This is a genomic window from Maridesulfovibrio zosterae DSM 11974, from assembly GCF_000425265.1.
Taxonomy (GTDB): domain Bacteria; phylum Desulfobacterota; class Desulfovibrionia; order Desulfovibrionales; family Desulfovibrionaceae; genus Maridesulfovibrio; species Maridesulfovibrio zosterae.
The window spans coordinates 38,847-56,049 of sequence record NZ_AUDC01000001.1 but is presented as its reverse complement, the minus strand read 5'-3'; the positions used below and the strand labels follow the sequence as shown (position 1 = coordinate 56,049).

Sequence of the window (17,203 nt, the reverse complement as noted above, 5' to 3'; positions counted from 1 at the left end):
ATTAGTGATCCAGCTTAATCAGGATCATCCATTATAACTGCACCAGCAACATCTTCTTCACTCAGATCCGCTCTTTCAAGGTCTGATTTATATAACTTTGCATTTCTGAAATCGGCATCAGTAATCTTTGCATCCTTAAGATTGGCTCCACGAAAGTCGGCTTTACCGAGATTGGCGGAGCGGAGATCGGCGAAGCGGAGGTCAGCGGAGGAGAGGTCGGCTAAACCTAGATTAGCTCCACCTAGATTAGCTCCAAAAAGCTTGGATTCACGGAGGTCGGCTTTAAAGAGCTTGGCTTCACGGAGGTTGGCTTTAAGGAGCTTGGCTTCACGGAGGTCGGCTTTAAAGAGCTTGGCTTCACGGAGGTCGGCTTCACTAAGGTCGGCTCCACGGAGGTCGGCTCCAATGAGGGTGGCGAAGCAGAGAGTGGCGGAGCGGAGCTTGGCGCCATATAAAATTTTACCAACACCATTCACTTTCCCAAGGGAAGCATAATCTAAAAGCTCTCCTTTCCAGTCTGACAAAACAGACATCAGGCATTCGATCATGGAGACCATTGAATTCTTAATTTCATTCTGATGCTGTTCAAGAAAATCAGCATTATCATCCATGCCTTTTTGCATATTTTTTCCCATAAGCAATGCCAGCCAGCGTTCAGAATATATATCTTTATCTGTAACAGGTCGGGAGATGACTTTAATATCACGGCCCAGATTCTTTTTATCACTCTTCTGGTGATTATGCTGCTCCAGTATCATGACACTTTCATCAGCCACCCATTTTGCCAAGGTTTTCAACGCATCATCAAGAAAACTTCTTTCTGATCTTAGTCTATTAAATTTATTGTAGAAATGATCACAAGCAGCAAAAAACGGCGCAAACAGCTCCTTCGCTTCTTCCGATTCATATGTTTTTGCAAATCCTTTGCATAATTCAGCCAGAAATTCACGGGTTTCCTTTGATATTTCACCGGCAATTAGACAATGCTTTTCCTCTGCACCGGAATTTGAAGCAGAGGCATAAAGAAGATTGGCCAGCAGGTCTTCGGCCAGAAGATATTCCTTGAACGACAAATGACTGAATTCAAAAGAACTGTTTTTATGACCGAAATAGGATAAAGTCAGAAACTTGGTTTGCCCCAGCTCATCATAAAATTTCCATTCTGTAGATTTTTCCCCAAAAGACTGCTGGACCTGTTCATTGGTGAGCCCTTTATCAGTTGGTAATAAATTACGCATCCGGGCCAGATTGCGCAAAAGGTGGCGGGCCTTATGACGTTTTTCATCCAGATCACACTGATTTTCATCCGGCACTTTGCAGCGATGGGATACAAAATTCATAAAATGCATGTACAGACCGGTGCGGCCCATGAACATCTCTTTTTCCAGATCAATTCTGCCGTCACAAAGTAATTGCCCTACGATCCACAGGTAAAGAGGTTTTTCCAGCTCTTTTTCACTTAAACCTACTTTTGTCAGGCTTTCATAAGTTATGGAATCTTTCCATGCCTCAGGATTGCATTCCCGCTGCTTTGCCAGCCAGTCATCAAGCTGCTCTCTTTTTACAAAACCCTGTATCTGTACATATTTTGCGGGGAATTTATTCCGGCTTACATCATACTGTAAAATATTCTGAATATGGCAGGCAACAGCTCCCTGCGCCCCCAGAATAAGGCGGCTGGTAATAATGCATCTGGAGTTTTCAGGTAGTTCACTTAATAAGGATTCAGCAACACTGATTACAGCTTTGACATGTTCATCTGTCATGGGTCCGCTTTCATCAAGAGCATCTAAAAGAAGACATACCGGCTGGTTACCTTCTGGAAGCAGCCCGTTTATCTCATCCCTCAAACGTTCAGTGGTGCCGTCACAATATTTCAAATTGTAGAAAACAGGATAATGGCTGGTCCATGTCTTCAAATACTCATTTGCCATGGCAGCTGCTTTCATTAAAAGATAACTTGATTTACCTATGCCGAAATCAGCGCCGATAAACAAAATCTGTCTTGTTTTAATATTACTCACCCTGTCAGCGAAATATCTATCGCACAAATCGTCCATGCGCCTAAAATTATATTCTTCGGTATCGGTATCGGTATCACTGTCGCCCCAGTACCTATGATCACGCATCAGTCCATACGGAGGGACGAAAGTCTTATATAACGGAGGATCATTCTCATTCATGCGGATATAGCGGAACTGCAATAAATCCTGTAGATAATTTATTTTTTCGTATTGGCTCTGATTATACTCGAACTCTTTAAGAATATCTTTCAGCTCTTCTATACGGCTCAGTCCGGCTACGTCTTTATTGAACTGCAATAAAATGGACTTCCTTTCCTCGCTCATGATCTCTTTTTGCTGCATTTCATCGTCAAGATAATCAGCAATAGCCGCAACAGGCTCGAATAAAGGAAGATAGGGATGGAAAGTTATGCTCTTTTGGGCCAGTTCCGGGCTTGAATACCTATGCAGGTATCTCTTAAGGGCCGCATCAAAAAACGCCTTCAGTTCTTTTTCATCACGCTGATTTGCCCGCCCTGCTTCTATGTAGCAATTGCGGACGGCTTCCAGAAAAGTCAGCAGCGGGATGTTTTTCTCATCCTCACCCAGCTTTTCCTTGATGGCAGACCATCCCTTATCAGAAAATTCCCATAAAGCCTGACTAAACAGATTAACTAACAGCGGCACAAGAACAAGTTCAACCATAACAACTCCAGAAGCAGGTGGATTCATAAATTGTGATATTATTTTTCGTAATAATTCTGGAGTACCCTTACTATTTTTCAACTACTTTGAAAATTAAAATAATGCTGAATTAAAGGAGAACCATCCCCTACTGCACAGCCGGAAACAATTTGAAATCTTCGGCAAACTTCTTTTTGTATTTTTCAACTTCGGCCTCATTGGTCATGATCATATCAAGCTGGCGGGTGTGGGTGATGAGATAGCCTAGAATTTTCAGCCGCCTTTCCATGCTTGCATGCTCCAGCCCTTCGAGGCGGGCATTCAGATTGTCTTCCCTGATCCTTACCCTGAAATCAAATTCATCTAAAATTTCACCGACAAATTTTGCCCGCAATATTCTGCGCTCCAGATTTGCGGCTCCGCCTTTGAACTGCAAACTTGCATAATTCTCGCTTACGCGGTCGCCAATCAATGCCTCCACTCCGCAGAAATGAAATCCGAAGCGGGATTGCAGACAGCAATATCTTTTTGAAATCATGAAATAGTTTTTCTGAGAAAAATGTGAAGGACTTGTTGTGTTCAGATCAGGATTTATCGTTGCTTCAAACATTACAGACAACAGCCCCTGCGTATGCACAGCAGGAGGACCTTCCCACGGCACAGCCTGCATACCTTCCCATAATGCCAGCATGGGCGCGGAAGTTATGTGTTCCAGCAGAACACATCTGTCATTTCTCTTTCTACCTTCAGGAGTGATGCCGTCCCCTAGATTAAGAACCCAGAATTGCTTGGGGACACTGCATATAAGCTGGCGTGAAGCAGACTGGACAAATTCCTTTTTAGTACCGAACTCAAACATTTCACGGACAGACATCTCATGACAGTAGCGCATGATGTCGTGCATGGTTTTACAGTTGGAAGGCCTGAATTTTGGAGAATCAGGATCAGTCAGATTCAACCGCACAATGTGCCGGGCTGCTTTTCGCAGGCTTGCCTGTACAGCACTGCCACGCATAAGCCGATGCCTCGGTTTTTCTTTAAGCAGCTCTTCAATCAGCCCGTCATAAACTGATCTGCCATCAGCATCCACCGTTATAATCCGGCCTTCTTTAAAACGGCTCAACGCCCCCTTCAGACCGAAAAGAGCCGGAACACCGAACTCTCTGGCAACGTTGGCCAGGTGTCCGGCAATGCCGCCCTGCTCAGTTATAACTGCGCTGCACCGACTGAGAAGTGCTGCCCTGCTGGGCAGGGCCTGCCGCAGAATCAAAACTCCACCATCCGGAAAATGCAGGGTATCAGCATCTTTTCGTACCGGAAAAGCAGGTCCGACACCTACTCCCGGACTGGCGGTCCTTCCGCCTGAAAGCACGGGAATAGATGCCGAGCTGTTTTGCAGCACGACTTCGGGGGAGTCATCAAGCTGCATTAAGGGGCGGCATTGTAAAAGATAAAGATCACCGTCTTTTGTCATTGCCCATTCAATATCCTGAGCAGATCCGAAATGTTCCTCAATACGTACGGCCTGTCTGGCAACGTTTACAGCCTGATCATCAGTCAGGGACGGCGCCGCTCTGAATCCGTTGACCTGCCGGACACAATGCACCCCTTCTCCTATATCGCATACATACCGGTCTTCCTTATCCGCTATATGGCGGCCGATCACCTGCATGGGCTTTGTCCGGCTGACCATAAATTCGTCAGCCTCCGCTGCGCCGTCAACAACCGCCTTAGGTAATCCCCACACGGAATAAACTGAAATATTTTCATCTCTTATATTCATAGGACTGCGTGAATACGCAACTCCCCCTGATGCAGCTTCAACCATCATAATGCACCCGACACTCATGGCAACATCTTCATCACGGATACCACGGTTAATACGGTAAGCCATGGCCTGAAGGGAATATTTGGAAGCCATAACCTCTTTACAGGCCAGAATAAGAGAGCTGCGGTCAATATTCAGAATGGAACGGTACTGACCTGCAAAAGCAGCTCCTTCGCTGTCTTCACCCAGAGCACTTGAACGGACCGCAACATTTACGACTTCCCCGTGATCAGCACATAAAGAATCATATGCTTCCAGAATAGCCGCCGTTACATCATCTGGCAGATCTGAATTAATTATGAGCTGCATGATTTTTGATGAAACCTGAAACATGGCTTCACGGTCATCAGGGTCAGCGGTCTGAATCAACCGGTCCACTTGTTCTTCAAGACCGTCTTTTTCCATAAACTTATGAAAGGAAACTGTAGTGACAACAAATCCGGCAGGAATTTTAAGCCCGAGCTCATTTCCGGCTTCACCGAGAGTAGCCATTTTGGGACCGCACAAATCAGCCTGATCGCGTCCGACCTCAGACAGAGACAGAACAAGTTCGCCTTCCCCTGCATGATGTATGGATTCAAGGTGCGGTGAAATTTTACTATGGATCACTGAAAACTGATCATAAAGCTTTTCATATGAACCATGATCAAGTTTATTAAGATGCCCTATCATCTCATAAACTGATTCTGAAATGCGGGAACACAAAGCCCGTACATAATGCATTCCGTAAGGCTGAAATCCACGCAAAGCCTCCTCCAGTTCAGCCATCAATTCGTGAGTGGCGGTATTGGCCCGGATAAGCAGGCTGAAATGCTTATAACGGGTTGCGAACATCCGGCGTATTTCAGCCAGATCTTCCTGTGTTTTTTCGGCCTTTTTTTTCCTGAAAGGAAGCCAGTCAAATAAACTCATATGTTCGCAACCCGATTTTTTTTATAGTTTGCAGCAAATAAATTACATTGCTTTTTTTCTGCTGGATGTCATTTCCAGACCTAAACCTTCGAACATAAAGAATATAGCATAGCCCCACCACATGGTATAAACTACATAGAATACCAGTGAAAAGAGAATGATACCCCAGCGTTCAGAAGCCTGCTGCCCTTCAATACCGTAATAGTTATAGCCGACCTCCACAGCACGTTTAATAACATTCTTATTAATAAACGTTGCCGGAGGAAAGTTTTTCTGCTGATCAAGAGCAACTTTCACTTCTTTCATGGTCAGCCACCAGATATAAAGAGCCTGCCTGGCATCCATTGAATATTTATCGGAAACAACCTGTCCGTTATTTTTAAACATGGCATCCGAATCCTCAGTAGCACGGGTCATAAGTGTTCCCAAATCACCGGAAACGCTTATTCCCGAGTCAGCCATAGTTACGCTGAAACCGTTCTTTTCAAGGATAGTCGTAGCATATGGAATAAACTTCGGCTTATCTTCAAAAATAGTGCTTTTAAACTCCTTACCATTAAACTTTTTGCTACCTTCCATGACCTGCGGAATGTAATATGTTGAGCCCTTGGAAATGGAGTTGAACAAGCCGTCTGAGGCATGAAATGCATTCGTGCCGTTAAAATTAGGGGTGAACATATAGTAAAGGACTGCCAGAAAACCTACGGCAAGAGTCGCCCCCAGATAAAAATGCTTTTTATCGCGTATCAACATGGTCTAGCCCTCCCTAAGTTCCTTGGTTTTGCTCAGGAATGTCCCGATTACCCACACGGCAAAGATACCGATAGTCAGGAAGAATAACCAGTTGCCGATATTAGCCAGCAGTAAGGCCAGATCCTGATTTATGGATATATACTTCATGTCATTGAGCTTTCCGGGCATGGCAAAAAGCCTGTTTACAAAACCTGCCAGAATAGCCAGTGCATAAAAACCGCGGATGTATAGACCGGGGACCAGCTTAGTTACAAGAGCTCCTACCTGAATGCCCAGCAGAGAACCGAGCAGCATGCCCATTGCCAGAGTATAGAAAATAAATCCGTAGATTGCGTACTGGCTTATTGCGGCAAATCCGGCAGTGAAAATAATCTGCAGGATATCAGTTCCGACAGTTGTGAAGGAACTTACGCCGAGCACATACACAAACATAGGGAAGGTAAGAAATCCGCCGCCAACGCCCATAATTGCAGCCATGAAACCTACGATGACACCGCAGAGGGCAACAAACAGACCGGATATTTTCTTACCGCCGGGAATAAGATCTTCGTCAAATGAAATCATGGGTGGAATATTTGCGGCCTGTAGCTTGGCAGGAAGTCCACCGCCGCTTTCAGCTCCGCCGCCGTGGGCACTACCGCCGCCTCCGGCTTTACGCAACCGCAGAAAATCAGCCATTGCATATATACCCAGAAAGCCCAGCAGAAATACATAGATAACTGAGATAAATGCGTCAGATGCAACAGGATTGGCCTCATAAATCAGCCGGTTTAAAACCCCGCCGCCTAGAACACCTGCCCCTGAACCGACCAGAAAGGCAATTGCCAGCCCAACTGAGACATTACCAAGTTTCTTGTGAACAGCAGTTCCCATGATAGCCTTGGCGAAAATATGGAAAAGATCGGTACCGACAGCAAGAATACCCTTGATACCTGCCGACATCAATGCAGGGGTAATAATAAAACCGCCACCTGCCCCGATACATCCGGTAATCAGCCCGGCACACAGCCCGATGGCTATGGAAGCCAGAAAAATTCCGGTTGTATAAAAAGCCGGAGTGTATGCTTTTTTACCACCCAGCATTGCCGGCAGGTTAAGATCATCCGCAAATGCGATGGAGACCATCAGCCCCAGTGCGGTAAGTATGGCAATAATCCACACTTTACGTTTGTCCTGAATGATACTGGTGGAGACCTCCAGATCCCATCTTGCATGGGCCTGTGCCGCCTCCTTCAAAGCTGCATAAAAATTACGTGCGAATTTCATGAGATTATCCTTATTTTTAATTTTTAAATTGCAAATGAACCGTAAGAATCTCTTTGATTCAGTCGCTTACCCATTTTCATCCACTGCCGTTATTCTGTCCTCCAGATGAATTTTCACCTGAAAGTATTTTCTGATTTTCAGCTGATCTTTTAAGATTTCACAGGATTCATCAGCTGATGCGATTGACAGCCTGATGAATTTTTTCAAGTAAATCTTCAAGATCACAAGGTTTCAGGAGATAATCAAAAGCGCCTTGGGTCATGCCCTCTTTGGCGGCTTTTTCGGACCCATGCCCGGTAAGCATGATTACCGGCATATCCGGGGCCATTTTTTTAAATATCCTGAGCACCTCAATGCCATCCATATCTTCCATTTTGAGATCCAGAATCGCGACATCAAAATCATGCTTCCTAAGGAGCTGAATAGCTTCAGTTCCACCGGGAGCAGTAAGAATTTCCAAACCGCGTTTTCCCAGCCGTTTTTTCAGCACCTCGGTAAAGCCTTTCTCATCATCGACAAGCAGACCCCGGATAATATCATTACTCATGACAACATCCTTTTAATCACCCCTGCGCAGTTCAATATGCCTTGCCCTTGCCTCATAGATCTTTGTTTCCTGAGACTGTTTCTTCAGGTAGGCCTCTTTGATTTTCGCGCGAAGTTCTTCCATTTCACATGGTTTAAGCATGTAATCGTAGGCACCGTTCTTCATGCCTTCAATGGCACTTTCCACAGTGGCATGACCGGTAAGCATGATGACCTCTACAAGCGGATGTTCTGTCTTGATGATTTTAAGAACATCAATCCCGTTAATACCGGGCATTTTAACGTCCAGAACAACAACATCGATGGCACCATACTTTGCAAGGGATTCAAGTCCCTCCTGCCCGTTATAGGCCGTGTAGACTGTAAGCCCGCGCTTACTGAGCCGCTTTGACATGGTGTCGATAAATCCATGTTCGTCATCAATAAGAAGAATAGTAGCCAGCATAATATGACCTCCTGTTTATAAAATTATCCTGATATAAAAATTAGTTAAAAGTACATTTTCCTAATTTGAAAACTTGTCATTCTTTCTTCATTCCGCTTCAGCAGCAGGCAGTTTAATAGTGAATACAGTTCCCTTATCGAGAGCTGATTTCACACTTATTTCACCTTTCATTTTACTTATGATGCCGTAGATTATGGACAACCCAAGACCTGTCCCTTTGCCCACAGGTTTGGTGGTAAAGAAAGGATCAAAGATTCGGGAAAGGTTTGATTTCGGAATGCCGCATCCGGTATCGGAAATAGAAACAACCACAACTCCGCTTTCAAAACGGGTTGCAATATCAAGCTCCCCGCCTTTGGGGTCCATTGAATCGATGGCATTATTGATAAGATTAAGAAAAACCTGTTGTAATTCTGAAGGACTGGCTGCAATTTCCGGTAGATTGTCCGCCAAACTTGTTTCAATATTCACGTTGGCGTACTTGGCGCGCTGTTCGCACAATTCAGCCATCTCATAGATAAGATCATTGAGCTTTACCCGTATAATGGTGGGATCTATCTTGTGTGCGAAACTGAGCAGCTTATGGGTGATATCCTTGCAACGGATTCCCTGACTGCGGATCTGATTAAGGGCACGCAGAACTTCACGCTCATTATCTTCCACATATAATCCTTCAGCGAGAAGATCCTGAATCCATCCGGCCTCTTCAACCATTATCGCTACCGGATTATTAATCTCGTGAGCTATTCCGGCTGCCAGTTCCCCTACAGAAGCAAGCTTGCCGGCCTCAATGACCTGCTCATTCATTATACCTTTTTCAATATCAGCCAGCTCTACTTTACGGGCCATACGCCTGGACATGAGATAAGCCATAACTACGATGGCAACTCCGCCGAACAGGAGAATCACAGCCGCAATATTCTTGGCCTGATTAAGATCGGAAAACGCATCACTTACATCCTGCTGATAAATCATCAGCCAGTTACCGCTCTTAATGGGACTGATCACGAAAATAGTCTCACGCCCTGTCGCAGGATTGATTTTCATGCTGATGGATGCACGACGATGCAGCAGACCGGAAAATTCATTTTTTCCAGCAGCCAGTTTTTTCAAAAAAGGGATTTCATTTATAATATTTTTACGAGGCGTGGTCTGAAATTCGCCTTTACGGTTGATAATAAAAGCCAGCCCTGTTTCACCGATACGGATATCTTCCACCAGTGTATTGAAAGCAATAAAATCCAGAGTGGTCCGCAGCACCCACTTCTCACCCTCCGACTCTATCAGAACAGCTATGATAAAATGGGGGACACCTCGAAGCCCCAGGAAAACATCACTGATATATATCTGATGCTCCTGCACATTCTTGAACCACTGTGCATCGGCATAGTTTGCGCCCCGCAGATTAAAAGGACCGACATAAGTAACCTGAATTCCCTTGCTGTTCACCAGCCCGAGATCGACAAAATCAGCTCTGTGGTGACGAAGCAGAGAATTATGCAGAGCCTCCAGACGGGCTTCATTTTTTAAATTTTCAATGCCTTCAACAGCGGCCAGCACCTGAATTTCAGCTGTTTTTTCTTTAAGATAGTAATCAATGCTCTGATCATGTTTGAGGACCAGTTCCCGCAGGTGGGCCACAACCCGGCTCTTATATGCAACACTGTACTGGTAACCGGCCAGAAAAGTGATGGTAAGCAGCGGAGTGAACGACACAAGGATAATCGTAAACATCATACTCTTGGTCAGGCCGTGATAATATTTATTAGACATCATCTTTCTCCGGCTCGTCTGAAATTAAATCAGGATAATAGCGGCTCAGTACAACCGAGACCATACGGGTGAGATTTTCCGGATTACCGCTTTTCTCGACCATTGCGGCAACTTTGCGGAGAAACGGCTCATCAGACAGCTCCTCAAGATAGCTGTGCAGGATAACCGGAATATGCGGATAATTTGTAACAAGCTGCTGCAGCAACTCTCCATCCAGCCCTTCAGGAGCATTCACAGACAGAACAACAAGATGAACTGGAATATCTGAGTCCAGTTTCGAAAACAGCTCCCCCACATTACCGGCATCCTCTAAGATGAAATTGCGCCTTGAAAATTCACGCCGCAAAAAATCACGCATACGAGGGTTGCGCTCCACGATGAGAATTCTGACTTCAGTGCTATGCATCCATTCCTCCAGCAGGTTTACTTCTAGAATGATAATGGCAATAGTTGTGCCAAGAATTCACACGTATATTTAAACGCATAAACAACTTAATTAATTTAATATTTATCTATCAGACAAAATAAGAGAAGCTGTAGAGATAAAAGAATGCTGTCCGTATTTTTTACAACATGAAAAAGAAACCGCCGCCCACAGATGTGGACGACGGTTTGAGCAGGGGATAGAGCGGAAATTTTCAGTTAACTTTTACCTCAGTCCTGAGGCCGTATTTATCGATGCGGGCATTGAGGGTCGGCCTTGTCATGCCGAGCAGTTTTGCTGCGCGGGTCCGGTTGCCTCCGGTAATCTCCAGAGCTTCGCTCACAACAAGGCGGCCGGCATAATCCATGAGCATTTCAAAACCGTTTTCTCCGGCATGCTTTGTAAGCACCTGCCTGATCTCAGCCTTGAAAGCATCCTCTGAGACATCAGAAGGAGCATGACGATCAGAACTGAGTCCGATGACCTGCGTAAGTTCATTCCTTGTAATCGGAGCACCACGGTTGAAAATCAGTGCTTTCTGTATGGCATTTGAAAGTTCACGCACATTACCGGGCCAGTCATGAGTTGCCAGAAACTCTTTGCCGTCTTCAGAAATTCCGGGATTATGCATTTCCATTTCGGCACTTCGGCAATCCAGAAAATGATCTGCCAGTTCAAATACATCATCCTCACGTTCGCTCAGCCTTGGCAGGTTGATGGTCACGACATTAAGTCTGTAATATAAATCTTCCCTGAATTCTCCGTCAGCCACAGCTTTTTCCAGATCACGGTTAGTCGCTGCCAGAATACGCACATCAATCGGAATGGAATTACCACCACCCAGCCGTTCAAGCTGTTTCTCCTGTAACAGCCGGAGTATTTTTGCCTGAATATTTAGCGGCATATCTCCTATTTCATCAAGAAAAACAGTTCCTCCGGCAGCCTGTTCAATGCGTCCGGCCCGGCTCCGGTCAGCACCGGTAAATGCACCCTTTTCATAGCCGAACAGCTCCGATTCAAGCAGAGTATCAGGAATAGCTACGCAGTTGATCACCAGCAACGGTTTTTCTTTCCGCATACTGTGTTTATAAACAGCCTGAGCCACCAGCTCTTTCCCCGTACCGGACTCTCCGCGGATAAGTACCAGCGCATCTGTTGCTGCAACACGTCCTATGGATTTATAAACCTTCTGCATAACCCGGCTGCTGCCCAGCATTTGATTGCCTGCAGGTGAAACCTGTTCCCGTTTTGCAGTATACTCTCTGCATTTTCTGGATGTTTCCAGAGCCTGATGAATCAAGGTCAGCATTTCAGGAATATCAAAGGGTTTTAAAATATAATCGTAAGCTCCCATTTTAGTGGCTTCGATAGCTGTCTCGGTTGTACCGTAGGCGGTCATGATTATCACGGACATACGGGGGGCCGTTTCACGCATCAGACGGAAAGCTTCCAATCCGGTAATACCGGACATACGCATATCCATAATAACCAGATCAGGCACGGATTCATTCACCGCCGCCACTCCGGCTTCACCGGAGGAGGCAATACGCACCAGATGCCCTTCCTGCTTCAGAAGTTTTTCAAAACTCTGCCGCAATTGCGAATCGTCATCTACAATCAGGATCTCAGCCATGTGCTTGCTTCCTTCAGGGGTAGAGCCATTACAAACGAGGTTCCCTGCGGCCCCGAATCTTTAAGGTGCAGCCACCCTCCATGCTCAATCATAATGCGGTTGGAAATCGATAATCCCAAACCTGTCCCTTCTTCCTTGGTAGAATAAAACGGCTTAAAAATATCATCTCTGAATGTAGCCGGAATACCCGGACCGTTATCAGTTACGGTTAAAGTTGCCATTTTACCGTAAGGAGCAATTATCATTGAATCCTCGATAATGGTTATTTTTCCACCATCAACCATAGACTCACAAGAGTTAAGAATCAAATTCATCAGCGATTCTTTAAACTGTTCAGGGTCGGCATTAACAATGGGAAGTTTTTCTTTACGGCAGACAGTTACCACGACTCCGCAGGATTCGAGACGGTGACTGAGTAAATTTAAAGTACTGTCAACCAGCTCAGACAGAGATATCTCCTGAGGCCGGAGTTTCGGCGGCCGTGAAAATTCGAGAAAATTTCTTATAATGGTATCCAGATGCCTGATTTCCTCGGAAATAACTTCGAAATCCTCTTTTTGAACGGTGTCCAGATCAAGACTCCGTTCCAGCGAAAACAAACGCATTTTAACCGATGTCAGAGGGTTGCGGATAGAATGCGCCATGCCTGCGGCCAGCTTGCCGACTGTGGCCATTTTTTCAGACTGGGCAACCTGATCACGACTGTGCTGAAGCATGTCATAAGCATTTTCAACATCATCAAGAAGATTCTGCATACGCTCGGACAGAGCCCCCATTTCGCCGGAAAGAAAATCCGGCATACCTTTTTCTTCCAGTCTGGATAAACGTCGGATAGGATCAAGAATACGTTTAATCAGAATAAAACCGATCCAGACTGCCAATACAGCTGACAAAGGAACTGCAACAAGAGACAGAACAGTAAGAACTCTTGCCTGATTATTATAATTAAAAGCAGCAAGACTGATACGTTCCTGATGAAGTTGCTTATATTGTTCGCACAGATCATAGATGGACTGAAATCTGGTACGAATTTTTCGATGCAGCTCAACCCCTTCTTTATTCAGATTTTTATTGTATAAATCTATAACTTCACTTCTGGAATGGATATAGCGCAGGTAGTCTGATTCAATGCTGTTTAAAATAGTCCTTCCCTGAGTCAGATAATTTGTTTCTCTGGCTTTATTCAGCAAAGCTTCAAATTGCTTATTATGCATCTCAAGACGTGTAAGCCACTGTTCATTATGGTCGAGTGAATAATACGTTGTAAGCCCCTGCTGCGCCATCAGTTCCTTCTCAAGACCCTGTGCTGAAAGCAATGCGCTGATATCCGATTTTTCCATATGCTCAAATATCTTCTGAGTTGCAGATACATACCACAACGTCATTCCTGCTACGGCCAGATTAGCCACAACAAGACCTATCAACAAAGAAAATAATTTTGTGCGCAATGAAAAACGTTGCGGTCTATAACGTACAGTTTCAGGCATAAATATAAATTTCACCGGTTAAAGGAGTTTTAACGATCACGATTGAGACAGAATCACAACTATAAGATACTAAAATAATTACTATTAAAGAACTGCATCAAACAGCGTCCTTTGAATCAGCCATTCGGGCTGAAATTATTTTCTGCTTATGGCGTTTAATCTTCTCAATAGCCTCCTCAACTTTACTAAGGATATCTTTCATACTAGCAGGCTTTACCAAAAAATCCATAGCCCCACGCTTCAAACCTTCAATTGCGGACTTCATGGTCCCGTGACCGGTCAGAATGATCACTTCGGTAAGCGGGTAATCTTTTTTAATACGCTGCAGGATATCCATCCCGTCTGTTCCCGGCATCTTAATATCTAGAATTATGACATCTATTTTCTCAGTGCGGAGCTGTTCGAGCGCATTTTTTCCTGAAGTTGATGTAAAGACGTAAAAACCCATTTTCTCGAAAAGTTCTTTCGTTGTACTGAGTAGACTTTCTTCATCATCTACAAGCATGATTTTCATCTGTTCCATAGCTGTCCCACATTTTACTCTTTTATTTTCATAAGAAATCCATACGCAGTAAACTGTCTGTTCATGACCTGACTGTGAATTTTCCTATTTTTATACGCATTAACAACACGATATTTGCAACCAATGTGCCAAGGATAATATGCTAAAATAAAAGAATTAAATTACGCAAAATCAACTTTGCGCAATCAAAATATCGAGCAAAAATAAAATTCAAAATTCATGTGTTTCAGCAAAATATGGCAAACATAAAATATAAAGTTATTGACATTACAACGCGAAGAGACATACCGGAAAAGTTAGTGAATTTTTGAACTATCTATAACAAAACGACCTGTATTCATGGAGCAAGGCATGCCTGAACCATTCTCTGATAAAAAATATAAGAATAAAAATCTGCGAAGCTTCGTAAGCAGGATTTATGGAAGCCTGGGACTCAGAGGCAAACTGCTGCTCACCTTACTGCCTTCTGTCTTAACAATCCTTTTATTTACAGGATATACATCCTGCAGGATAGCTGATGAGTATGTGGATATTGCGCTGACCAGAGGCGTTAAGGTTCACACTTTAGCCATTGTACATGAGATAGAACAGTATATGGATTCCTGCCGGTCTGATCTGCTTTTCTTTGCTCAGGGTGACATGCACAGCAACGCTCTGAAAGATATGATGAAAAGACGCTTACGGTCAGGTGGTAACAGGTATTTTGAACTTGCGTATCTTCCAGCATCGGGAGGAAAACCGGTCGTACTCGTTCAGCGTGATAACAAAATTTACGAAATAAACATTATGGAATCTGCGTCAGTATCCCCTAATCCACTGCTGGAACTGAATAAAATAAATTCCATAAAAACAGGAGAAGTGTTGCCGTCGCAAGTTATGGAGGTGGTCTACCCTCTACCGCAACCCAATGCTTCAAACCTGCATGTCCGCACCCATGTCATTCGTTTTTATACATATTATCCAGGTGATAGAAGCAATCCTCCGGGAATAGTCTATCTTTCGGTCGAAGCATCACATATACGCAATATTCTCTCCCTGTATAACTCGGAAGAATCTCCGCTATGGGCCTTCCCACGCAGTGAGGAGCTGCGCTTCAGCTACCTTGTAAATACTGACGGATGGATACTTTTTCAGTCCGACTCACTTCAGGAAAAAAGCAAGCAGCTACGGACCTTCCTTGCCAGAGAAAAATATGAAGGAACTTTAGGTAAGCAGGGTCATGCCTCCGCATTCAGGCCCAATAAAAATCACCAAAGATATTGGCAGGCCATAGAAAAAATTAAAAATAATAAAAACGGCCTGATCAAAATCGCTGAAGAAGACTCCAGAGGATCAAACGTTAAATCTTTCTTTTTCTCATATGCTCCGGTCATATTTAAAACAGCTGAAGGGCTGCCGCCAAAGATTTACGGTGGTGTTGTATTTATTGACCGCAGCCAGCTGCCAATTATCGCAGGCTATAAGCAGTTTGACATGATGCTTATAGTTACAGTTGTTTCAATTGCCATAGTATCACTTCTAATCTTTTTAATCGGAAGACTTCTGACAACTCCTATCCTGAAACTGGCAAAAAGAATGGATAAACTCAGTTCACTTGACACTCTGGAAGAAATTAATCTTCCGTACTGTGGATTCGATGTAGATATGCTTCAACGTTCCATAAATAATATAATCAGAAGGGTTAAGCAGCAGGTGACTGAATTACAGGCCAAAGATGAGGCAATATTAAATGTAAACAAGCGTGAACCGGCTGACATTAAGCAGGAACTTGAAACACTGGCCGATGTAGAATTAAGCCTCATACCGGAAATTATAGGACGCGGACCGATCATATCGAATCTGAAATCAGACATATTAAAAGCTGCTCAAGTTGATGTGGATGTTCTCATTTCCGGAGAAACAGGAACCGGTAAACAACTGGTAGCAGAAGCTGTTCACAATCAAAGTAACCGCAAAGAAATGCCTTTTGTCTCGATCAACTGCGGCGCACTTGATGAAAATCTACTGCTGGATGTTTTATTCGGACACGTTAAAGGAGCATTTTCCGATGCAAAAACAGACCGCAGCGGAGCCTTTAATGAAGCAAATAAAGGAACATTATTTCTGGATGAAATCCAGTCAGCTTCACCCAAAGTACAGCAGTCATTGCTCAGAGCAATTGCTTCACGAAAAATAAAGCCTCTTGGAAGTGATAAAGAAATCAACTTCAATGTACGGATAATTGCCGCAACCAATGTAGATATACCTTCGCTCATTGAGCAGAAAATTTTCAGAGAAGACCTGTACTACCGCCTGAAAGTTGTTTCAATAACTACTCCGGCACTGCGCAGCCACCCTGAAAGTATTCCACTGTTAAGTGTTTATTATCTCAAACAGGCTGAACAGTTAACAGGCCGTACAGATATGGGCATAAGCAAAGGAGCTCTCGCCAAACTGCTATCCTATAAATGGGCAGGTAATGTACGTGAACTTGTCAACTGCATAACAAGAGCAGCCGTTATGGCTGAGGGTAAAATAATTCAACCCGAAGAAATCAGGGTTGAAAGCGAAGTAGAGGCTGATAATCTATTGCAGGATTCTGCATCAAGCCCGCCTTCAAAAAAAGAGGAAGCAGCATCTTCGGCTGAAGTAAACATTTCTGAACCTGAAAACAGCGCCGCAAATGAGCAGGCTGGAACGACAGAAGACAGCTCACCTCTAAACGATAGGCAAAAAACGGCATGGCCTGAAATAAAGGTCAGAAAGACCGTTACCCGTAAGGAATATCAGGAAATTATCGGCGGCCATCTGCCGACACGAACCGCCATTTATGATCTTCATGATTTTGTACGGCGGGCAATGCTCACAAAACAGGGGAAAGGACCTTCTACAAGGTATGTTGTCTCAAATAACCAGCTATTATAAATTCAAATATGCAGCTCTTGTC

General features: G+C 44.2%; 12 protein-coding genes. 1 reads left to right on the top strand and 11 read right to left on the bottom strand.

The window, feature by feature from the left end; translation table 11 throughout:
- Positions 1-14: 14 nt before the first annotated feature.
- The 11 genes from H589_RS20195 to H589_RS0100140 form a co-directional block, all read right to left on the bottom strand.
- Complete coding sequence (locus tag H589_RS20195) at positions 15-2,708, bottom strand: pentapeptide repeat-containing protein (RefSeq protein ID WP_051249549.1); 2,694 nt, start codon at positions 2,706-2,708, stop codon at positions 15-17.
- Between the two features lie 127 nt (positions 2,709-2,835).
- Positions 2,836-5,427 (bottom strand): PEP/pyruvate-binding domain-containing protein, encoded by a 2,592-nt coding sequence (locus H589_RS0100185; protein WP_027720158.1) that lies wholly within the window; start codon positions 5,425-5,427, stop codon positions 2,836-2,838.
- A 42-nt stretch (positions 5,428-5,469) separates the two neighbouring features.
- Positions 5,470-6,180, bottom strand: coding sequence for a hypothetical protein (locus H589_RS0100180; RefSeq protein ID WP_027720157.1), 711 nt, complete (start codon positions 6,178-6,180; stop codon positions 5,470-5,472).
- Positions 6,181-6,183: 3 nt separating this feature from the next.
- Positions 6,184-7,446: a sulfite exporter TauE/SafE family protein gene (locus H589_RS0100175; RefSeq protein ID WP_027720156.1), complete on the bottom strand. Its 1,263-nt coding sequence runs from the start codon at positions 7,444-7,446 to the stop codon at positions 6,184-6,186.
- 169 nt (positions 7,447-7,615) lie between these two features.
- Positions 7,616-7,993: a response regulator gene (locus H589_RS0100170; protein ID WP_027720155.1), complete on the bottom strand. Its 378-nt coding sequence runs from the start codon at positions 7,991-7,993 to the stop codon at positions 7,616-7,618.
- 12 nt (positions 7,994-8,005) lie between these two features.
- Complete coding sequence (locus tag H589_RS0100165; RefSeq protein WP_027720154.1) at positions 8,006-8,437, bottom strand: response regulator; 432 nt, start codon at positions 8,435-8,437, stop codon at positions 8,006-8,008.
- An 87-nt stretch (positions 8,438-8,524) separates the two neighbouring features.
- Entirely contained in the window at positions 8,525-10,210 is a 1,686-nt protein-coding gene (locus H589_RS0100160) for a sensor histidine kinase (protein ID WP_245576995.1), read from the bottom strand.
- Complete coding sequence (locus tag H589_RS18815; RefSeq protein ID WP_051249548.1) at positions 10,203-10,616, bottom strand: response regulator; 414 nt, start codon at positions 10,614-10,616, stop codon at positions 10,203-10,205. The genes H589_RS0100160 and H589_RS18815 overlap by 8 nt, the downstream gene beginning before the upstream one ends.
- A 232-nt stretch (positions 10,617-10,848) precedes the next feature.
- On the bottom strand, positions 10,849-12,267 hold the full coding sequence (locus H589_RS0100150) for a sigma-54-dependent transcriptional regulator (protein ID WP_027720152.1): 1,419 nt from the start codon (positions 12,265-12,267) through the stop codon (positions 10,849-10,851).
- Positions 12,252-13,754, bottom strand: a complete 1,503-nt coding sequence (locus H589_RS0100145; protein ID WP_027720151.1) for a sensor histidine kinase — start codon at positions 13,752-13,754, stop codon at positions 12,252-12,254. The genes H589_RS0100150 and H589_RS0100145 overlap by 16 nt, the downstream gene beginning before the upstream one ends.
- A gap of 97 nt (positions 13,755-13,851) precedes the next feature.
- Positions 13,852-14,277, bottom strand: a complete 426-nt coding sequence (locus H589_RS0100140; RefSeq protein WP_027720150.1) for a response regulator — start codon at positions 14,275-14,277, stop codon at positions 13,852-13,854.
- A 351-nt stretch (positions 14,278-14,628) separates the two neighbouring features.
- Here H589_RS0100140 and H589_RS18810 point away from each other — a divergent pair, with 351 nt between their 5' ends.
- Complete coding sequence (locus H589_RS18810) at positions 14,629-17,181, top strand: sigma 54-interacting transcriptional regulator (RefSeq protein WP_051249547.1); 2,553 nt, start codon at positions 14,629-14,631, stop codon at positions 17,179-17,181.
- Positions 17,182-17,203: the final 22 nt, after the last annotated feature.